Here is a 21,568-nt window from a genome sequence, read left to right on the forward strand (position 1 = left end):
TTATAATATTTTTAAAGATTTTGCTTGCCTATCTACGGCAATTAAATTTTCTGAAAGATCCTTTTTGAGTCTTTTCTCTATCATCCCTATTGGCATCCACTGACAACCTTGGACAGTAAGATCATAAATTAATGAATTTTTTGAAGTATTTTTAATATTTTGTATTTTCCAGCTACCTTCAAATTTCCTGAAATCTCCTTTTATCAAATTAAATTTTAAAAGGCCAAGTTCTTTTTCTTCAAATAAACTGATGGTTACTTCGGCTGAAAATTTCATGCCAAGGAAATCCTGAGCCCCAACTTGTTTTAGATGTACATTATTGTCTTTTTGGTATATTTTTTTGCTTGACAATAGATTTGGTATGTAGAGATTTAGTCGATCATAATCTGTTAAAACATTCCACAAAGAATCCAAACTTGCAGAAGTAGTAAGTTGAGCAGCAAGTCTTCTTGTTCCTCCAGAAAACTTTTCCATAGTTTGCTCAATTGTCCTGTAATCATTTCCTTTTGAATGATTTACTGATCCTTGAGGATTATTCATAAATGAATTTTTTAATTAAATAAAAAATTATTTCTGTGTAACTATACAGATAAAAACAATAAATACTGAAAAATAAAAATAATTTCTTTTATTTATTCCGATCTCAAAACGTAACCATTTTTGTGAAATCAATACAAATTAAACTACAAATTGATAATCTCTTATATAAATAAGTTTACAAAATGGTTTACTCTCAAGCAAAAGTTATCGCTGGTGGATTAGCTCATATCCCTATTGTGATCGGTATTTTTTACTTCATCATGACTTTCTTTAATAAAAGAGCTATAGAATATGCTGAGGCAAATAAGCCAAAAAAGGTTGAAAAAAAAGTTGAGAAACCACAAATAAATGCGAAAAGTTCAGAGCCGACAAAAGTTGAAGCAAAAGTAGAGGTTCAAAAACCCACTTCAGATAGTTCCGAAATAAAAACAGAATCACCAAAAAATGATGAAATTACTAATATTGAGAAAAAACCTATGAAGAAAAAGCACTCTGATGTTCCAGTTAATATTTATAGACCAAAGACACCTTATGAAGGAACAGTAATAGAAAATTATAGTCTTCTAAAAGAGGGAGCTATTGGTAGAGTAAACCATATTACTTTTGATTTAAAAGATAGTGACCCTTTTTTAAATTATGTTGAGGGTCAAAGTATAGGTATTATGCCTGCTGGGGAAGATGCTAATGGTAAGCCCCATAAGTTAAGACTATATTCAATCGCAAGCACCAGGCATGGAGATAATTTTGAGGGTAATACTGTCTCATTATGTGTAAGACAGCTTCAATACGAAAAAGATGGAGAAACAATTAATGGTGTCTGCTCCACATACTTATGCGATATTAAACCTGGAGATAAAGTAAAAATAACGGGTCCTGTAGGTAAAGAAATGCTTCTCCCTGACGAAGAAGATGCAAACGTTGTTATGTTGGCCACTGGAACTGGAATAGCACCAATGAGGGCTTATTTAAGAAGAATGTTTGAAGCTACTGAAAAAGAAAAAAATAAATGGAATTTTAAAGGTAAAGCTTGGCTCTTTATGGGGGCCCCAAAATCAGCTAATTTGTTATACGAAGAAGATCTTCAAAGATATCTCACTGATTATCCAGATAATTTCAAATATACAAAAGCTATTAGTCGTGAGCAGCAAAATGCAAAAGGAGGAAGAATGTATATTCAAGACAGAGTTTTAGAATCTGCGAACGAACTTTTCAATATGATTGAAAATGAGAAAACACATATATATCTTTGTGGATTAAAGGGTATGGAACCTGGAATTGATGAAGCTATGACAAAGGCGGCTGAAGAAAAAGGTTTAAACTGGTCAGAATTAAGGCCTCAACTAAAAAAAGCAGGAAGATGGCACGTAGAAACTTACTAAATATTTGATAATTAAATTTTGCTTTTTTTTACTAAATACTTTTTGGTTTAGACACAATACATAGCAAATTTTATAAAAAAAGAGGATTTTAAAAAAAGAATACAAAAAATATGCCTTCAACTTTAAGTAATCCTCTAAGATTAGGTTTACGGCAGGAAAGAGTCATATCTCCACAATGCTTAGTAATTTTTGGAGCGAGTGGAGACCTTACTCATAGAAAATTAATACCAGCCTTATTTGAACTTTATTTGCAAAGAAGAATTCCTAGTGAATTTGGAATAGTTGGTTGTGCGAGAAGACCTTGGAATGATAATGAATTCAGAGACAAGATGAAGTTAAAGCTATCCGATCAAATAACAGGGAAAGAAAGGGAGTGGGAACAATTTTCTAATTATCTTTTTTACGAACCAGTTGACTTACAACAAGGTGATCATGTTGTAAGGCTTTCTAAAAGATTAAATGAAATTGATAAAACACAAGCTACTCATGGGAATAGAACATTTTATTTATCAGTATCTCCGAATTTCTATGCAAGTGGATGTAAAGCTCTAAAAGCAGCTGGCCTTTTAGATGACCCTAAGAAAAGTCGATTAGTGATTGAAAAACCTTTTGGAAGAGATTATTCAAGTGCAAAAAAATTGAATAAGATCGTTCAAAGTTGTGCTGAAGAAAGTCAGATTTATAGGATTGATCATTATTTAGGTAAAGAGACTGTTCAAAATATTCTTGTTTTGAGGTTTGCTAACACTATTTTTGAACCAATCTGGAACAGAAATTATATATCAAGTGTTCAAATCACTTCATCTGAAACAGTAGGTGTGGAAGATAGAGCAGGTTATTACGAAAGCTCTGGTGCTCTAAGAGATATGCTTCAAAACCATATGACTCAAATGCTTGCTGTTACTGCTATGGAACCTCCTGGAAAGTTTGAACCAGAAGCAATAAGAAATGAAAAAGCTAAGGTTCTTCAAGCTTCAAAACTTGCTGACGAAAATGAACCGTGGAATTGTTGCATTAGAGGACAATATGGAGAGGGAGGAAATATCTCAAATCGACTCAAAGGATATAGGCAGGAAGATGGAGTCAATTGTAATAGCACAACAGAAACTTATATTGCTGCAAAAGTTTTCGTTGATAATTGGCGTTGGCAAGGAGTTCCTTTTTATTTGAGAACAGGGAAAAGACTACCTAAAAGACTTGGAGAAATAGTCTTAACCTTTAAAGACGTTCCAGTGCATTTATTTGAATCAACAATAATAAATCCTGCCCCAAATCAACTTATCCTTAGAATCCAGCCAAATGAAGGGGCTACTTTCAAATTTGAGGTAAAATCTCCTGGTTCTGGAATGAAATCAAGACCTGTTGAGATGGAATTCTCTTATGATGAATCATTTGGAGAACCCTCAGATGAAGGCTATGTAAGGTTATTAGCTGATGCAATGCTTTCTGACCCAACTTTATTTACTCGAAGTGATGAAGTTGAGGCAGCCTGGAAACTTTATACGCCATTAATAGAATTGATGGATAATTCTCCTTGGAAGTTACCTATTTATAACTATGAATCTATGACATGGGGACCTCCTGAGTCTGATCAATTGCTTTCAAAAGATAATATCTTCTGGCGCAGACCTTAAAAATGAAACCTCAATTAACCCTCCAAACACCATTAGAGCTTCCTTATCAGGAAATATCCAATTACCTTAAGAAGTTATGGATTTCAGAAGATAAAGATAATACTGGCGCCAATACTTTTACATTAATGGTATGGCAACCTGCTTGGCTCGAACAATGTTTGGTTCAAAAAGGATTAGTAAATGGACCAATTACTGGAAATTTAACTGCTGAGATAATTGAAGTTGCTCAAAAATTTATATTAGATCAAGGACTCCCTATCACTACTTCACTTAATAGTGAAGAATTATTGAATTTATTGAAGGAAAATTTATCTAATAATGACTTTGAAGATTTTAGAGGACAATTTTTTGAATCATCAATAAGTACATTGAATCCAAGAAGATTAATAACTCTAGCGCCAACATTAAATAGAAATTCAGATATCAAAACTTTTGTATCCGCTTACTGTCCATTAAGTGATACTCCAGCTATGCAACCTATATGTGGGGATTTAGTGGTTATTAGTGGGGACTCAGCAACAATATCCGATAAAGGTTTAAAAATAATTGATGAATTATCTATTGATGAATTACCTTCATGGTTGTGGTGGAATGGAAGCTTGGATGAATCGCCTGAAATCTTCGAATATTTTACTAATTATGGCATAAGATTAATAATTGATACTGCTCTTGGATCGCCTAACAGATGCTTAAAAGTTTTAGATCAATTAAATAATTCAAATAAAGCTATTAATGATTTGAATTGGGTTAGGTTAAAAAATTGGAGGGAATCATTGGCAATGATTTTTGATCCGCCTTCGAGAAGACCCATTTTAGATCATATTACTGATATTGATATTGATATCGCAGGGGATCATATGATTCAAGCTTTGTTTTTGATTTCATGGATTAGCGATAAACTTGGTTGGTCTTTTCTTAGAGTTGAAAGGGGTACAGAGTCAACAAAAATAGAGTTTGAGAGAATTAATGGCGAAATAATTTCTGTATCAATTAATCCCTTAACTTTGGGGAATCCAAGTATTCATTTAGGACAAGTTATTGGATTGAGGTTGATTTCAAAAATTAGTGAGGTACAAAAAAATAACACTTGTGTAATACTTGGCTGTGAATCAGTTGAATGTATGAGACTTGAAGCAGGGGGAATGGCTAATATGGAATTAATAGAACAAGTTGTTCCAAATTCTTTTTCTACATCAGAGTATGATGTTAGTAAATTATTGGGAAGTAGTAGAGGAAATACAAGTCCTCTTTTTGAAAATTCTATTAAAATAGCTCTTCAAATATTTAATGGTTTTAACAACTAATAAATGCCTTGTGTAATATCTTCTCCTTCAACAGATAGTGGGAAAACTACACTATCGCTTTTGATATCTTGTTGGGCGTTCTCAAGAGGTATAAAGATACAAACTTTCAAAGTTGGCCCAGATTATCTTGATCAACAACAACTTAGTTCAATTGGCCAACCTATTTGCAGAAATTTAGATATTTTTTTAAGTGGTGAGGAATGGGTTCAAGAAAGTTTTTTTAAACATTCTTTGAAATATGAATTCTCATTAATTGAAGGAGCAATGGGTCTATTTGATGGATTAGGTTCAACAACTTATTCCAGCACAGCAAATATCTCCAAACTGCTTAATGCTCCAGTAATTTTTATTGTTAATGCTAGAGGTCAAGTAGCTTCTCTTTTGGCGACTGTTCGAGGTTTTAGAGATTTTGATAGTGAGTTGTTAATAGCAGGAGTTATATTTAACAATGTTAATTCAGATAGACATAAAAAATTAATCAAAGAAGTTTTTGAAAATGAAGATATTGAAATTTTTGGTTTTTTACCATCTGATTCAAAAATAACTTTAAACAAAGCTAATTTAGGTTTAATATCTCCACTGGATAATGGTAATGAAATTGATGTTGAATATTTTGCAAATTTCGCTGAAAGAAATCTTGATGTATTCTCTCTTATTAAATTCCTGAAATCACCTCAAAAGAAAATATTTAATTCTGTAAGTATTGAAGATTTTAAAGTAGACAAAAGTAAACCTATCGCAATTGTAGAAGACAAAATCTTTCATTTTCAATACCCTGAAACTAAGGAGTTTTTGAGCCAAATTGGCATACCATTAATTTCATGGAGTATTTATGAAGATGAAGAAATACCTAATGAGGCTTCATCTTTAATTATTCCTGGGGGATTCCCTGAAAAATATGCTGATCATATAAGTCACTCTACAAAGAGTTTAAATTCGTTAAGGAAATTCCGCAAAAATGGATTTATATATGCAGAGTGTGGAGGGATGATGATTTTAGGGGACTTTATAAAAGATGAAAATGGCCATAATCATAAAATGAGTGGTATCCTGCCTTTTAGATCAAAAAAAAGTAAACTTTCCGTAGGTTATAGATACATTGAGGGTTTAAAAAATACTCCGATCATTAAACAAAATCAATTAACTAGAGGACATGAGTTTCATTATTGGGAAATTGAAAATAATTTATCTGAACTTGATTTAAGTAAAACTGAGTATAAGAAGAAACTTTCTTCTCCATGGAAAATTAAATCTTGGGAAACCGAATACAAAAATGAAGGTTTTTTTGATGAAAAATTACATGCAAGTTGGATTCACCTACATTTGCCAAGTTCTCCAGAAGTCGTAAAAAACTTTATTGATGCAACTCAAATTAGTTTTTCAAAAGAATCTTAATTTATTATCAAATTGAATATTTTGAGAGGAGAACCTAAAAAAAACATTCCAGGTAACGTGATTAATGGGCCTAAAAAACTACCCACCATAACTTGAATTTTTGTATGTCCCAGGGTTTCTTTTAAAAGCAATTCAGATTGAGGGTCTAGTTTTTTTGATAGTTTATTGATTTCTGCAGCTTGAATCCCAGCTGCTTTTCGAACACCACTAGCGTCATACATAACTATTAGTGCCAGTGCGACTGATAATGCAAATATTGAACTATCAAATCCCAATTCATAACCTATACCAGATGTAGCACCAGTTATTAAGGCGGAATGACTTGATGGCATCCCCCCTGTCTCAAACATAATTCCAAATCTTAGCTCTCCAGTTGAAAAGAAATTGAATACAATTTTAAAAAATTGAGCTAGTAAACAAGATAATAAGCTCCAGAAAAGAACTGCATTATTGAAAAAGGTAAAAAACTCAGACATAACTAAAACTATTTATCGGTCTCTATTCGTAATGAAGTCAGCTAGGGAGATTAAATGCTTTGCATCTTTACCCCAAGGTTCAATTGCCTTTTTTGCTTGCGCTACTAAATCAAAAGCTCTTTTCTTTGATTCTTCCATACCAAGTAATTTTGGATAAGTAGTCTTGTCAGCTAAAAGATCTTTACCGGCAGTTTTACCAAGCTTTTCACTACTAGAAGTCAAATCAAGAATATCGTCGATAATCTGAAAAGCTAATCCAATTCCCTCTGCATATGTTGTCAATGCTTTTAATAAATTTTTGTTAGCTCCCGCAATCATTGCGCCTGTTCTTACGCAAGCTTTAAGTAAAGCGCCAGTCTTATGAAGATGAATATACTCTAGTGTTTCGAGATCAACTTCTTTCCCTTCGCATTCTAAATCAACAACTTGTCCCCCTACTAGACCCGGTGCACCAGCAACTAAGGAAAGTTCACCAATAACATTTAATAGTCTAGTTGGATCGACTCCTGGACTTCTTAATGAGACCATTTCAAAGGCTCTAGTTAATAGTGCATCGCCAGCAAGAATAGCAATTGCATCTCCGTATACCTTATGATTTGTTGGCCTTCCTCTTCTTAAGTCGTCATTATCCATAGCTGGCAAATCATCATGAATTAGGGACATTGTATGAATCATTTCTATTGCTACTGCAGTAGGGACAGCTAGTGAGGGCTCTCCCCCAGCCAGTGCACAAGATGATAAACATAAAATTGGTCGTATTCTTTTCCCACCAGCCAAAAGAGAATATCTCATTGACTCTCTAAGTATTTCTGGGTTCTCAGGGCCTAGTGAGAAATCAAGCGCTTCTTCAACGATCTTTTTTGTTTTTTTTAGATATTTTTCAAAATCAGAAATATCATTTATAACTTCAGTCATTTTTACATTTTATAAAAATTTTTTTTCATCTTGGAGTTTATGGCAGAAGGTCATTAAGTGAAGATGATAAACCAAATTGTTTTTGCCAGCTAAAAATAGTATTTACCAGTAACATTGTTACTGTCATTGGCCCAACACCTCCTGGAACTGGTGTGTAGGCAAACACTTTAGGAATGACATCCTCTAATAATACATCCCCACACAATCTGGATTTATTTTCATTAGAACTTTTTAATCTATGTATCCCAACATCTATAATCACTGAACCATCTTTCACAAAACTAGAATCTATGAGATTAGGTTTTCCTGCTGCGGCAATTAATATATCAGCTTCTTTACAAATTTTTTTTAAATTTAATGTTTTTGAATGAGTCATTGTGACTGTTCCATTGAGGTTTAACAACATAAGAGAGAGGGGCTTCCCAACAAGTAAACTTCTTCCAATAACAACAATTTTCTTTCCTTCTATTTTAATATTTTGACATCTTAATAAATTAATAATTCCTGCTGGTGTGCAAGATCTCATCGCAGGCTCATTTTTCACTAATTTACCGATGTTTATCTCATTTAATCCATCTACATCTTTGCTTGGATTGATATGACTTATAAGGCTTTGCTCATCAAAATTCTTTGGGATAGGGAGTTGGAGCAACATTCCATCTATATCCTTGTCAAAGTTTAATTTGTTTATTAGTTGTTCAACTTCTTTCTGCTCTACATTATTTTTCAGATGAAATATAAAGCTCTTTATTCCAACCCTTGAACATGCTTTTTCCTTATTATTAACGTAAACACCACTCGCAGGGTCTTCTCCTATTCTTATCACAGCTAAACCAGGAGCTCTTTTTGCGATTCTTTTATTACTTGATATATATTCATTTAACCTTTCCTCAATTTCAAGAGATAACTTTTTACCATCTAACTTTAATGACATTTAGAAAAACATCTCCTTTTTTCATCTAGCATGCCTATAATTCTAAATTAAAGAAATAGATTTATTTATATTCTGTGCAAAACATTACAACTATTTTAAAAAAATTACTTTTCTTGTGGAAGAGGAGTCAAGTTCCCATAAAACAACCAACTAAAATTTCAAAAATTGATAATCTCATAATTTTTTTAATATGCATTTTAATTTCAATAGTCTCTTCTTATAAACTGCTTCTTATCTCCCCTTTAAATATTCCAGATATTTTCTCTTGGCTTTTGACTTTTGCTGAAGCACTTATTAGTTCGGGGCTTTTGGTACTAGTTTCAAGAAAAGAAAATCCCTCAATTTCCTCAAGACAGATTTTCTTGATCATTACTCTTCTATTAGCAGTACAGGTTTCGAAATTAGCCTTAGCTTCAACCATAAGTCCATTATCTTTGATAATTCCTCCCGCGTTAATAATATCTCAAGGAATGGGAAGTGTAACGGCTTTGGCTTGGGTATCTACTGCAAGTTTTATTTGGCCTGACCCAGCAGTTGCTAACAACAACAACTTATTTTTTATTTTATTAGTTTGCGCTTCAGTGGTGTCTCTACTTGGAGGAAGAATAAGAAGTAGAGCTCAATTACTCCAACTATCAATTTTTGTACCCATTGGGTCGTTTTTGAGTCAATGGATATTAATAGGTAAAGATGAAATTTTAGTCACTGAAAAACAACAATTAGTTTTTACTAATGGCAAAATTTTTTCAGATTCCTTGCTATTGGCAATAGTAATGCTTTTTACAATTTTATTTATTCCGATTTTTGAATCGATATTCGGATTATTAACTAAAGCAAGACTACTAGAATTGGCTGATAAAGAGAAACCTCTAATTAGGAGACTGTCTCTTGAAGCGCCTGGGACTTTTGAACATACATTACTTATATGTGGTTTAGCAGAGGAAGCAACAAGAATGATTGGTGGTGATATTGATCTAATTAAAACTGGAGCGTTATATCATGACGTTGGTAAATTACATGCACCTAATTGGTTTATCGAAAACCAGGATGGTTCAAAAAATCCTCATGACGAATTAGATGATCCGATTAAAAGTGCAGAAGTATTACAGGCCCACGTAGATGAAGGATTGAAATTTGCAAGAATCAATAGACTACCTAAGCCGATATCTAACTTTATCCCTGAACATCAAGGTACCTTAAAAATGGGATATTTTTTCCAAAAAGCTAAAGAAAAAAATCTCGATATTAATGAATATTATTTTAGATATAAAGGCCCTATTCCTCAATCAAAAGAAACAGCTATTTTAATGCTTGCAGATGGATGTGAAGCAGCACTAAGAGCTATGAACATCAATGCATCTGATAAAGAAGCTTTGGAGACAATATCTAAAATTATCTACTCGCGTCAAAGAGATGGGCAATTAGATGATAGTAATTTATCAAAAGGAGAAATTTTTTTAGTAAAAAGGGCATTCTTGAATGTTTGGAAAAGAATTAGACATAGAAGAATTCAGTATCCAACTAGCAAGAATAATACTTTTTCTTAATCTTCAATTTTATAACCTAATACTTCTTCTATGTTTTGGGTTACACCAATATAAAAGTGCTAGTGTGCTTAATAGTGTTGTTAGAAGAGTAAAACCACCAATTCCAAAAATGTCTTGAAGAGTTATGAGCCTTACAACTGAATAAGGACCCATACCTGAAATTACCATTGATAAAGATACTAGAGTTAAAGTTACTCCCCATTTTCTCTCAGCTAAAAGAGCTGCTGAAGAAACTATTCCAACAATGGCAGCAGGCCATCCAAGACTTATAGCAAGAGTAATATTTGCAACTTTTAGTGGGGGGCCGTAACTTATTATTAAAGCAATTATTGGAAGTGCAATTATGTTGCCGATTAAGCCAACCCACGAAAGTGACCAATATCCAAGTAACCTTTCTCTCATTATTTGCTACTTTAACTATTAGTTTAATCTACAATATTACGAACCAATTATTAGTGGTACTTAATAATCCAAAGAATTAATTTAATTTGTAGGGTTGGATTGAAATGCTTTTTGTGGATTTTCTAAATTATCAAGCTGTGGGTGAATTGAATTTTTTTTCTCTGAGAATATAAGCCTGTTTAAGGCATTAACGTAAGCATTTGCAGCTGCAACTACGACATCCGTATCAGCAGAATGGCCGGAATATATTTTACTATCTCTTCTTATTCTTATTGTTACTTCTCCTAGAGCATCAATACCTTCCGTCACTGACTTTACAGAAAATTCTATTAATTCATTGGGAACTTTAGCTAATTTATTTAGTGCTTCACATACAGCATCGACAGGTCCAGTCCCTAAAGCTACCGCAGTATCCTCAGTATTATCTTCCGTATTTAAAAGCGTAATGGTAGCTGTAGGTTTAGATGCATTGCCGCAACTAACTTGTACAAGACTTAATTGGAATTTGGCTTCTGGAAGTTGTACTTGTTCACTTACGATTGCTTCTAAGTCTCTATCGGTAATTTCTCTTTTCCTATCAGCTAAATCCTTAAAACGAGCAAAAGCATCATTTAAATCTTCTCTGTTCAAGTCATATCCCATCTCTTCTAATCTCGCTCTTACCGCACTTCTTCCACTAAGTTTTCCCAATGATATTTTATTGTCACTCAAGCCAACAGTTTTTGCATCGATAATTTCGTAAGTTAGTCTATTTTTTAAAACCCCATCTTGATGGATGCCTGACTCATGAGCGAAAGCATTAGCTCCAACTATTGCTTTATTAGGTTGTACATTCATACCTGTTAGGTTTGAAACTAACCTAGAAGTTTTTGTTATTTCTTCTGTTCTTATAGCCGTAAGAGGGGTTGGTGAATCTGAATTTCTATCAAAAAATCTATTAAAAAAACTTTTCCTGACATGTAATGCCATTACTAATTCTTCTAAAGAGGCATTTCCTGCTCTTTCTCCTATGCCATTAATTGTGCACTCTAACTGTCTGGCTCCATATTTTACTGCCTCCAGAAAATTAGCGACTGCTAAACCTAAATCATTATGACCATGCACGGATATTACGGCCTCATTAATATTTGGAACATTTTTACTAATTCCAGCAACTAATTTACCGAATTCACAGGGTGTTGTGAACCCTACAGTATCAGGGATATTTATCGTCGTTGCTCCTGCCGAAATTGCAAGTTGAATGACTTCGTATAGAAATTCAGGATCACTCCTTGAGGCGTCTTCACAAGAGAACTCAACGTCGTCTACAAATGATTTTGCATAATTAACCATCTCTGGAACAATTGAAAGAACATCTTTTCTAGATTTTCTAAGTTTATGTTTAAGATGTATATCACTTGTTGCTATAAAAGTATGTATTCTTTTTTTAGGAGCGGGACTTACAGCTTCGAAACATGCTTTTATATCATCTTTGGAGGCTCTAGCAAGACCACATATAATAGGTCCATTTTCTTTCCCTACAGTATTGGAAATTTTATTAACAGCCTTAAAATCTCCTGGACTTGCAAATGGGAATCCAGCTTCAATAACATCTACCCCTAATCTTGCTAATTGATGAGCAATAGCAAGCTTTTCTTCAAGATTTAAACTGGCACCAGGAGATTGCTCTCCATCTCGAAGAGTCGTATCAAAGATCAAAATTCTTCCAGGATCTTTTGACATTAAAGGTCATTACTTAAACTTATATTAAGCTAATAAAAAAAAATTGACTAGATTTTTGTTTAATTAAAACTTGCTATAGGTTTATTACTTAACAATATTGGTTAAAGTTTTAAAAAAAAAACGTAATATTTTATTTATTAAAGTATTGTTTTAAGAATAAAAATTCTTTTTTAAAAAGTTTATTTTGATTTTTTAGAGAATATCAGGCAAAAATTATAAAGATATGAATGAGATAAACTCAAAAAAAAATGTTTTAGGCCAGTTAGCAATAGTTTTACATGCCCATCTGCCTTATGTCAGAAAAAATGAAAAAAATTCTTTGGAGGAGGATTGGTTATTTCAAGCAATTTTGGAATGCTACATACCATTACTTCAAGCAATAGAATCTTCCAAAAAAGAAAATCCATCAAATACAAAACTCACTATTAGTTTGTCTCCAACATTATTATCACTCCTAAAAAATAAACAAATTCAAGAAACTTTCCCAAACTGGATTAAAACAAGGAATGATTTATTAAGCGAGCTGCCACAAAAAGAAAAAAATGCCTCAATATTTTTAATGAAGAATATCAATGATAGATATTTATATTGGCAAGAATGTTCTGGAAATTTAATTGAGAGGTTTAATATTTTAAATAAATCTGGAAATTTAGATATTCTTACTTGTGCAGCTACCCATGGATATTTGCCAATTTTGAGAGAGAATCCTGAAACAGTAAAAGGACAAATTAATACAGCAATTAGGAACCATGAAAATATTTTTGGAAATAAGCCTTATGGTATTTGGCTACCTGAATGTGCCTATTATGAAAATTTAGATGAGATACTATACGATTCTGGAATTAGATATGCAATTTTAGATGGCCACGGGATTCTAAATGCTACTCCAAGGCCTAGGTATGGCGTATACGCCCCAATCTGCTCAAAAAAAGGAATTGCATTTTTTGGTAGGGATAGTGAGTCAACCCTGCCCGTATGGTCTGCCAAAGACGGATTCCCAGGGGATAAAGTCTATAGAGAATTTCATAAAGATTTGGGGTGGGAACTGCCTTCCTCTAAGCTCCAAAATAAAGGTATTTCAACTAAAAGGCCTTTAGGTTTAAAATTCCATAAGATTACAAATGAAAATGTACCATTAGGAGAAAAGGAATTTTACTTAGAAAATGAAGCAATAAATAAGGCAGCGGAACACGCTGATGCGTATCTAGTAGCAAGATCTAAACAATTAGAAAAATTAACTTTATCCTCTTCTTTTAATCCCTTATTGGTAGCTCCATTTGATGCGGAATTGTTTGGTCATTGGTGGTATGAAGGTCCATTTTTCATTAAAAACATTTTAAAGAATTCCAGTAAATATTCAATTAAGCTTACAAATTTAAAAGAATTTTTAATTCAAAAGCCCAATCTTCAGATTTGTGAACCATCTCCATCAAGCTGGGGTCAAGGTGGTTACCATAATTATTGGATTAATGATTCAAATGCATGGATCGTTCCAGAGATAACAAAAGCAGGATCGACATTTGTTGATTTATGCTCGAAAAATTTTAATAATGACTTATCTAAAAGGCTTTTCAATCAAGCTGCGAGAGAATTACTTCTATCTGAGTCCTCTGATTGGAGCTTTATCCTAAGAGCTGGTACTACAACTGAGCTTGCAAAAGAGAGGATAGAAAGACACTTATTCAGATTCTGGAAATTAGTTGAAATGATTAAAAATTATTCCAAAATAAATTTGAAATTTCTTGAGGATATTGAGGAAGAAGATAAAGTTTTCCCAGATATTAATATTGATGATTGGCGAAGATAAGAATACTAATTTAATTTAAGCATTCCAAGCTTTACTTTTAGAGGCGAATTTATAAACATCTTACTCATTACGTAAATTAATTTTGGAAGAGGAAGTGTATTAGTTAGAAAGCCTACCCACTCTTTGGTCGACAATCTAAAGAAATTGGAGAAAAAGCTTCTTAATCTACTTTCGTCAAAACTCATTAATCTGCGGAGTCCATATTGGTAAAGCTTGTGCCTTTGTGTTAATTCGTAAGGCCACAGTACGTTCCAACCTTTTGTCGCTAGCTCTAGAGAACTTAGACGAGGTTCTTTTAGGAAAAATGCTAATTTTTCTGCAAGAAGTGGGGCCCTTCTTAGCAAAGATCCGATCATATATCCAGATGCTGGATGAACCATACTTGCAGATCCTCCAAAACCAAGTACAAATTGATTTTTAAATGGCAGAGGTAAATTCATTGGAAAAAGACAATTCTCTTCATGAAAAATTTCAATAACTTTAATACCCTTATTATTAAGTCTTTTAAAAAGCCTTTTTTTTAGATTTTCTTGCGGTATTGCTGGATAACTAGCTAATGAAGTTTCTTCAACAAAAAAAGTTTCGTCCCCTAGATCCATTGCATAAAGAAAAGATGGAGAGGATAATTTTTCGTCTTTGTTTAAATGATTTGGACGAAAATCCATTAAAACAAACTGTTTCTTATTAACTGGTGGTGAAGAGAATTTTCCCACGATTCCATAAGCAGCTTGCTGAGCGATTTCATTTTTAATAGGTCTTTTTACAAAATTACTCTTATGCCCACTTGCATCAATAACTAACCTTGCCATTATCTTTAAACCTGAAGAACAAATTACTTCAGATAGCTTATTTTTCTCCGTAATATCTTTTGCAGTCTCATTCAACCATTCAATCCCTTTGCATTTTTTTAAAAGTTCGTTTTGAAAGGCTTCTTGATTTATTAACCCATAATCGTAGTAATGTTCTGTTGGAGCATTACCTTTTTTATTTTCCCCATTTCCAAAAAAACTTACAGTTTTACACCAACGGTGAGATAAAAGGTAATCTAAACCTAGTTCCTCTAATTCAGATGCCCAGATACCATAGGTATTTTCCCATTTCTCATTTGGAGATTTAGTTGATATTCCCTTTATATTTAAATCTTGCTTGGCTAATTCAGAAGCCAAACATAATGCTGCAGGACCAGAACCTAAAATTAGAATATCAAGTGTTTCCATTTTATCTAAAAACCATCTGTTTTTTTATTTTCTTTTTCTGGAGGTATTTGTACCATTTCCTCTATTTGTTCACGGGGAACTAATACCACTTCTGATAAATGATCACCTTCATCCAATCTTTGTAATTTTACTCCTGTAGCTGCTCTAGATTGCTGTGAAATTTTATCTGCGTTTGTTCTTACTATTACGCCTTTTTCTGTAACAAATAGTAATTCTTCTCCTTCTCCAAGTACCTTCAAACAAACTAGTTCATCATCTTTTATTCTGAATTTTATTGATCTTAAACCCATTCCTGCTCTTTTTTGCAATCTAAATTGAGTTACGGGTACTCTTTTACCGAGTCCAAATGCACTAGCTATTAATACCCAAGGACCATTTGAGGAGTTAATTTCAAGATTTTCATCATTTTCTTTATTTTGATCCTCAATCTCAGCCAATTGATCAACTAAATCAGATGTTAAGACATCCATCGATACAAGTTTGTCTCCTTCTCTTAAGTTCATTGATTTAACCCCCCTTGCAGTCCTACCAAGTGGTCTTAATTCGTTTAGATCTAATCTGAAATGGATCGCCATTCCTGTTCTTGATCCAATTAAAACACTATCGCCTTCTTTTGATAACCTGACCCATGTAAGGGCATCACCATCCTCAAGATGGATTGCTATTAAACCATTAGAGCGGATTTTAGAGAAAGCAGAAAGTGCAGTTCTTTTAATAAAGCCAGCTTTAGTTAGCATTAATAAATAACAATCGTTATTAAAGGAATCTACAGCAACTAATGAAGTTATTTTTTCTTCTCTTGGGATTGGGAGAAGTTGTACTGAAGGAGTACCTTTTGCAGTTCTGCTACTCATGGGAACTCTATATGCAGGAAGGGCATAAGCCACCCCCCTATCACTGAAAAGCAGAAGAGTGTCATGATCGTTACAGCTTATAAATAATTTCACATCGTCATCTTCTTGGGATTTTGTGCCAGCTTTACCCCTTGATCCACGACTGGTGGATTCAAACTCACTAACAGGCATTCTTTTTAAATAACCTGCTTCAGTTAACAGGACGACTGATCTATCATTGGCTATGAGATCAATATCGTCTAATCCGCCACCTAAATCTAATATTTCTGTTTTTCTTGGAGAAGAGAACCTTTCATCGATTTTATTAAGTTCTTCAAGAATAATTTCAAAAATTCTTTCTTTACTATTTAATATTTGCTGATATTGTTCTATCTTTTGGGTTAATTCGTCATGTTCTGCTTTGATTTTGTCAGACTCAAGAGCAGTTAATCTTCTTAACTGCATTTGTAAAATTGCGTCTGCCTGTGTGGAAGATAATTCATGATCAGTTTGTAATTTTTCTCTAGCTATAATGGAATCTTTCGCTGATCTAATTAGATTGATAATTTCATCCATAGCATTTAAGGCCAATAAAAGACCCTTAACAATATGATCTCTTTCTTCTGCCTTTTTTAATAAAAATCCTGTTCTGCGCCTTATTGTCTCTACTCTAAAATCTAGAAATACATCTAACATTTTCCTAAGTGAGAGAGTTGTAGGCTCTCCTTTAACTAAGGCTAGAATATTTGCACTAAAGTTATTTTGTAGCGGAGTTAACTTAAATAAGTTATTTAAAACAACTTGAGGATAGGCATCTCTTTTTAACTCGATAACAATTCTCATCCCATCTCTATCACTTTCATCTCTAATATCAGAAATACCTTCTAATTTTTTTTCATTAACCATATCTGCAATTCTCTCTATTAATCCAGCTTTATTAGTTTGAAATGGGAGTTCAGTAATTATTACTGCATCTTTTTCTGCTCTACCAGCTGATTTAATTTGCTCAATATTCGCAACACCTCTCATAGTTATTGAACCTCTTCCTGTTTTGAAAGTTTCTTTAATTCCATCTCTTCCTAAAATTTGACCACCAGTAGGAAAATCAGGCCCTTTAATAAGTTCAAACAGTTCTCTATCTTCAACAGAAGGGTTTTTGATTATTGATTTAAGGCCATTTATTAATTCTCCTAAGTTATGTGGCGGAATATTAGTTGCCATTCCTACAGCTATTCCCGATGATCCATTTAAAAGTAGTTGAGGGATTCTTGCAGGCAAAACTGTTGGTTCTTGTTGGGAACCGTCAAAATTATCAGCGAAATCTACAGTTTCGGATTCAATATCCTCTAATAAGCTTTCATCTGTAAGAGACTTTAGACGGGATTCTGTATATCGCATTGCTGCGGGCGGGTCGTTATCCACAGATCCAAAGTTTCCGTGGCCATCTATTAGTGGCATTCTCATGGAAAAATCCTGAGCCATTCTCACCAAAGCATCATAGACAGCGGTGTCACCATGGGGGTGATATTTACCAAGTACTTCTCCAACAACCCTTGCACACTTTCTGTATGGTCTACCACTTGTTAGACCTAGTTCATACATTGCATAAAGTATTCTCCTATGAACAGGCTTTAAACCATCCCTTGCATCTGGAAGCGCACGTCCAACAATAACGCTCATTGCATATTCGAGATATGAGCGAGACATTTCGTTTCTTAAGTCTGTTTGAATAATTCGATCGTTATCTCCGCTTAATCCAGAATCGCCGGAATCTACAATATCAGCCATATAAAAAACCTTTCTTTAATAATAATGGCTGATTGTCAAAATGAATAAAAAAAAGGTTATATTTAATTCCCAAATACTCACATTCACACACAAATTTAAAAAAAACCTTTTGTTTTTGAATAAACCTTGGCTTATTACCCTGTTAGTTGTTAATTTAATCAGAATATATTGGTAAATTCCGTGAATATTGAACTTGGATTAAACAAAAAAGTCAGAAGGGCTTATGGCATTGACGAAATAGCGTTAGTACCCGGCAAAAGAACACTCGATTATGACCTTACTGATCCCTCTTGGATTATAGGTGATTTAAAGAGAGAAGTCCCCATTATAGCTAGTGCTATGGATAGTGTCGTTGATGTTAATACGGCTGCAGAGCTCACTAAATTAGGAGCCCTTGGTGTTATCAATATGGAGGGAATACAAACAAGATATGAAAATTCTGATGAGATATTAAATCAAATATCTTCAGTTGGGAAAAGTGAGTTTGTTCCATTAATGCAGAAGATATACAGTGAACCAATTAAGGAGGAATTAATCTTAAAGAGAATAAATGAGGTTAAAGATAGAGGCGGTATCGCAGCATTTAGTGGAACTCCTCAGGGGGCCATAAAATATCAAGCAATACTTAATAATTCCAATATAGATTTATTTTTCCTTCAGGGAACCGTTGTTTCAACTGAGCATCTTGGAATGGAAGGTAAAGAAACCTTAAATATTAAAGATCTCTGTCAATCCATGAAGGTCCCAGTAATAGCAGGCAATTGTGTCACTTATGAAGTTGCTAAACTTTTAATGAATTCTGGAGTCTCAGGACTAATGGTTGGAATAGGTCCTGGAGCAGCATGTACTTCAAGAGGTGTATTGGGAATTGGAATACCTCAAGCAACCGCAATTGCTGATTGTAGTTCTGCTAGGAATGATTTTTTTAAAGAAAGCGGTCGTTATATCCCTATTATTGGTGATGGAGGAATTGTGACGGGCGGAGATATTTGTAAATGCTTAGCATGTGGTGCGGATGCCGTAATGATTGGCTCACCAATAGCTAAATCATCAAATGCTCCTGGTAAAGGATTTCACTGGGGTATGGCTACCCCAAGCCCTATTTTGCCTAGGGGTACAAGGATTGAAGTTGGGTCTACAGGATCCTTAGAAAGGATAATTAAAGGTCCCGCTTTACTTGATGATGGTACGCATAATTTATTAGGCGCTATTAGAACATCAATGAGTACTCTTGGAGCTAAGAATATTAAAGAAATGCAAGAGGTTGAAATAGTTATTGCACCATCTCTACTGACAGAGGGTAAGGTTTATCAAAAAGCTCAGCAGCTTGGGATGGGTAAGTAGTTTTTAGAGAAAAACTATTAAACCTTAGTGAATTAAGAATGAAATTGAACAATTTTCGTATTAAGGGTTATTATTAAATGATGGGGGAAACCCCATGCTCCTCACACACTAAATCGCCCGAGTAATCGGGCTTTTTTGGATATTTTGTTACTTATATTATTTTATCTGTAATGAAATCATCACTTAAAAGAATTGCTTGCTAAATTTCAAAAAGGAATTTATTAAATTATGTCATCTGCTCCAGCCGTAACTGATTCTTCATTTGATAAAGATGTACTTCAAAGTGATCTACCAGTATTGGTTGATTTTTGGGCTCCATGGTGCGGTCCTTGTAGAATGGTTGCACCAGTTGTAGAAGAAATCTCAAAAGATTTTGAAGGGAAAATTAAAGTTTTTAAATTAAATACAGATGAGAACCCAAATGTTGCAAGTCAGTATGGAATTAGAAGTATTCCAACATTAATGATCTTTAAAGGTGGCCAAAAAGTTGATACTGTTGTTGGAGCAGTACCAAAAGCAACCCTCTCTAGCACGTTAACAAAGCATTTATAAAATAAACTGCCTTGCATAAAATTGGACTTATAGACTATGGAATGGGTAATATTCATTCTGTAACAAAATCTCTAGAAAGTCTTGGAGAAGAAATAATATTGATCAATAACTTTAATCAGGCAAAGACTTGTAAGGCTATAATCCTTCCTGGAGTAGGAGCATTTGATCCTGCGATGATAAATCTTATAAATACGGATTTGATAAATGATTTGAAAAATTGGATTAATAGCGGAAAGTCTTTTTTGGGGATTTGTTTAGGTCTTCAACTTCTTTTTGAATCTAGTGATGAAGGAAAAGTTCAAGGGTTAGGAATTTTAAAAGGGAAAATACAAAAAATACCTAATGTTGTTAATCAAAGAATCCCCCACATGGGTTGGTGCCAACTTTTACCTACAAAATCAAATACATTATTAGAACATGAAGAATTAAATAATTGGGTTTATTTTGTACATTCCTATCATGCAATCCCAGATGATGATGATATTATTGCGGCAAAGGTTAATTATGGTTCTGAAAAACTAACAGCGATGATAGAAGATGATAATTTATTAGCCTGTCAATTTCATCCAGAAAAATCTGGCAAAACTGGGGAAAAACTTTTAAGACGATGGCTAAGTAGTATTCAATAATTGATAATCACTAATGAAGACAAACTTAAGATTGATAGGTGGTAAAAAACTCCAAAGTCCAAATAATTCTTATACCAGACCTACAACTTTGAGAGTGAGGGAGGCAATATTTAATATATTGAACAATAGAGTTGAAAATAGTAACTGGTTAGATTTATTTAGTGGAACAGGGGCCATATCTTGTGAAGCATACAATCACGGGGCAAGAAAAATAATTGCAATTGAAAAAAATAAAATCAATTCAAAAATTTGTATAGAAAATTTGCTTTCGTTGGAAAATATAGAGAATAGGAGAAATGATATTGAGGTTATTTGTAAAGACGTTTTGAAATGGACAAAACCAAATTATGAGAGAAACTTATCATCTGAAAATATGGATTTAAACAAATTAAAATTTGATTTCGTTTATCTAGACCCTCCATATGATGTAGATTTCCATGAAATAGTTCTAAATCAAATATTCAATTGTAATTTTTTAAAAAAAGATTCAATAGTTATTTGTGAACATTCTCCAAACCTATTTATTAAAAAAAGTACTCTATGGGAAACTATAGATGTAAGAAACTATGGACAGTCAAGATTAACATTCTTAATCAATGTCCAGCATTCCTGAACCTCTTCTGTATTGATTCCATGCACTTACGAATAATCCAAGAAGAGTTATTGGAACCAACCCTAAAACAATTCCACATAGAAGAGGCTCGATCATTTTTTTGACTTTTTTGAATTTATTATTCACAATTGTTACATAGAGACTATTTTTTGTGTCAACATCTTCATCATCTGCAGCAGAAAGAGTCTCTAAAAGAGAATACTTAAAAAATTTTTTTATTGTATTTGGAGTTTTATTGATATGTTTTTCAATATTTTTCGTAAATCATCATGAAAACAATAAATATGTTATGGAAACTCTTGAGCTTAATGGCTCTGCTGAGGAAGGAGATGCTCTTTTTAAGATAAATTGTGTTGGATGTCATGGAATTACAGCAAGAGGATTAGTAGGTCCAGACTTACACTCAATAACTCAGCGTTTAAATGATAAAGAGATAATTAAACAAGTTACTGGTGGCCTAACTCCTCCAATGCCAAGTTTTGAAATTGATCCTGTAAATATGTCTAATTTATTAAAGTATCTCCATACCCTTTAAGG

The 21,568-nt window shown here is 33.4% G+C and carries 20 protein-coding genes; 11 read left to right on the top strand and 9 right to left on the bottom strand.

Annotated features, from left to right (window positions below; genetic code table 11):
- Complete coding sequence (locus EU95_RS02380; RefSeq protein ID WP_032522614.1) at positions 1-540, bottom strand: SRPBCC family protein; 540 nt, start codon at positions 538-540, stop codon at positions 1-3.
- 182 nt (positions 541-722) lie between these two features.
- Between EU95_RS02380 and EU95_RS02375 the strand changes: the two genes are divergently transcribed.
- From EU95_RS02375 to EU95_RS02360, 4 genes are all read left to right on the top strand, one after another.
- Positions 723-1,919 (top strand): FAD-binding oxidoreductase, encoded by a 1,197-nt coding sequence (locus EU95_RS02375; RefSeq protein ID WP_032522615.1) that lies wholly within the window; start codon positions 723-725, stop codon positions 1,917-1,919.
- 110 nt (positions 1,920-2,029) lie between these two features.
- Positions 2,030-3,553 (top strand): glucose-6-phosphate dehydrogenase, encoded by a 1,524-nt coding sequence (gene zwf / locus EU95_RS02370; RefSeq protein WP_032522616.1) that lies wholly within the window; start codon positions 2,030-2,032, stop codon positions 3,551-3,553.
- 2 nt (positions 3,554-3,555) lie between these two features.
- On the top strand, positions 3,556-4,857 hold the full coding sequence (locus EU95_RS02365) for a glucose-6-phosphate dehydrogenase assembly protein OpcA (RefSeq protein WP_032522617.1): 1,302 nt from the start codon (positions 3,556-3,558) through the stop codon (positions 4,855-4,857).
- Positions 4,858-4,860: 3 nt separating this feature from the next.
- Entirely contained in the window at positions 4,861-6,252 is a 1,392-nt protein-coding gene (locus tag EU95_RS02360) for a cobyrinate a,c-diamide synthase (RefSeq protein WP_032522618.1), read from the top strand.
- Here EU95_RS02360 and EU95_RS02355 read toward each other — a convergent pair.
- The 3 genes from EU95_RS02355 to folD are packed head-to-tail and all read right to left on the bottom strand — an operon-like array spanning position 6,249 to position 8,577.
- Complete coding sequence (locus EU95_RS02355; RefSeq protein WP_032522619.1) at positions 6,249-6,728, bottom strand: divergent PAP2 family protein; 480 nt, start codon at positions 6,726-6,728, stop codon at positions 6,249-6,251. The genes EU95_RS02360 and EU95_RS02355 overlap by 4 nt on opposite strands.
- A gap of 12 nt (positions 6,729-6,740) precedes the next feature.
- Positions 6,741-7,643, bottom strand: a complete 903-nt coding sequence (locus EU95_RS02350; RefSeq protein ID WP_032522620.1) for a polyprenyl synthetase family protein — start codon at positions 7,641-7,643, stop codon at positions 6,741-6,743.
- Between the two features lie 37 nt (positions 7,644-7,680).
- On the bottom strand, positions 7,681-8,577 hold the full coding sequence (gene folD, locus EU95_RS02345) for a bifunctional methylenetetrahydrofolate dehydrogenase/methenyltetrahydrofolate cyclohydrolase FolD (protein ID WP_032522621.1): 897 nt from the start codon (positions 8,575-8,577) through the stop codon (positions 7,681-7,683).
- A 74-nt stretch (positions 8,578-8,651) separates the two neighbouring features.
- Here folD and EU95_RS02340 point away from each other — a divergent pair, with 74 nt between their 5' ends.
- Positions 8,652-10,124, top strand: a complete 1,473-nt coding sequence (locus EU95_RS02340; RefSeq protein WP_032522622.1) for an HDIG domain-containing metalloprotein — start codon at positions 8,652-8,654, stop codon at positions 10,122-10,124.
- 9 nt (positions 10,125-10,133) lie between these two features.
- Here the strand turns inward: EU95_RS02340 and EU95_RS02335 are convergent, their stop codons facing one another.
- Positions 10,134-10,526, bottom strand: a complete 393-nt coding sequence (locus EU95_RS02335) for a hypothetical protein (RefSeq protein ID WP_032522623.1) — start codon at positions 10,524-10,526, stop codon at positions 10,134-10,136.
- A gap of 81 nt (positions 10,527-10,607) precedes the next feature.
- Positions 10,608-12,248 carry a 2-isopropylmalate synthase gene (locus EU95_RS02330; RefSeq protein ID WP_032522624.1) on the bottom strand — a complete coding sequence of 547 codons (1,641 nt, stop codon included), beginning with the start codon at positions 12,246-12,248 and terminating at the stop codon, positions 10,608-10,610.
- 223 nt (positions 12,249-12,471) lie between these two features.
- On the opposite strand from EU95_RS02330, the gene EU95_RS02325 reads away from it, so the two are divergent.
- Positions 12,472-14,055, top strand: a complete 1,584-nt coding sequence (locus EU95_RS02325; protein ID WP_032522625.1) for a glycoside hydrolase family 57 protein — start codon at positions 12,472-12,474, stop codon at positions 14,053-14,055.
- A gap of 5 nt (positions 14,056-14,060) precedes the next feature.
- On the opposite strand, the gene crtL is transcribed toward EU95_RS02325, so the two are convergent.
- Positions 14,061-15,272, bottom strand: a complete 1,212-nt coding sequence (gene crtL / locus EU95_RS02320) for a lycopene beta cyclase (protein ID WP_032522626.1) — start codon at positions 15,270-15,272, stop codon at positions 14,061-14,063.
- 5 nt (positions 15,273-15,277) lie between these two features.
- The gene (gyrA, locus tag EU95_RS02315; RefSeq protein ID WP_032522627.1) at positions 15,278-17,893 is read right to left on the bottom strand and encodes a DNA gyrase subunit A; all 2,616 of its coding nucleotides are present in this window, start codon (positions 17,891-17,893) and stop codon (positions 15,278-15,280) included.
- A 180-nt stretch (positions 17,894-18,073) separates the two neighbouring features.
- Between gyrA and EU95_RS0109130 the strand changes: the two genes are divergently transcribed.
- The 4 genes from EU95_RS0109130 to rsmD all read left to right on the top strand — a co-directional run bounded on the left by EU95_RS0109130 (position 18,074) and on the right by rsmD (position 21,031).
- On the top strand, positions 18,074-19,237 hold the full coding sequence (locus EU95_RS0109130; RefSeq protein ID WP_032522628.1) for a GuaB3 family IMP dehydrogenase-related protein: 1,164 nt from the start codon (positions 18,074-18,076) through the stop codon (positions 19,235-19,237).
- A 228-nt stretch (positions 19,238-19,465) separates the two neighbouring features.
- On the top strand, positions 19,466-19,789 hold the full coding sequence (gene trxA / locus EU95_RS02310) for a thioredoxin (RefSeq protein ID WP_011376622.1): 324 nt from the start codon (positions 19,466-19,468) through the stop codon (positions 19,787-19,789).
- A gap of 11 nt (positions 19,790-19,800) precedes the next feature.
- Positions 19,801-20,418: an imidazole glycerol phosphate synthase subunit HisH gene (gene hisH, locus EU95_RS02305; RefSeq protein WP_032522629.1), complete on the top strand. Its 618-nt coding sequence runs from the start codon at positions 19,801-19,803 to the stop codon at positions 20,416-20,418.
- Positions 20,419-20,431: 13 nt separating this feature from the next.
- The gene (rsmD, locus tag EU95_RS02300) at positions 20,432-21,031 is read left to right on the top strand and encodes a 16S rRNA (guanine(966)-N(2))-methyltransferase RsmD (RefSeq protein WP_032522630.1); all 600 of its coding nucleotides are present in this window, start codon (positions 20,432-20,434) and stop codon (positions 21,029-21,031) included.
- On the opposite strand, the gene petG is transcribed toward rsmD, so the two are convergent.
- Complete coding sequence (gene petG / locus EU95_RS09470) at positions 21,008-21,127, bottom strand: cytochrome b6-f complex subunit V (protein WP_011376619.1); 120 nt, start codon at positions 21,125-21,127, stop codon at positions 21,008-21,010. The genes rsmD and petG overlap by 24 nt on opposite strands.
- Positions 21,128-21,182: 55 nt before the next feature.
- Between petG and EU95_RS02295 the strand changes: the two genes are divergently transcribed.
- Positions 21,183-21,566, top strand: coding sequence for a c-type cytochrome (locus tag EU95_RS02295; protein WP_032522631.1), 384 nt, complete (start codon positions 21,183-21,185; stop codon positions 21,564-21,566).
- Positions 21,567-21,568 lie beyond the last annotated feature (2 nt).

This window comes from Prochlorococcus marinus str. MIT 9201 (assembly GCF_000759955.1).
Lineage (GTDB): Bacteria > Cyanobacteriota > Cyanobacteriia > PCC-6307 > Cyanobiaceae > Prochlorococcus_A > Prochlorococcus_A marinus_G.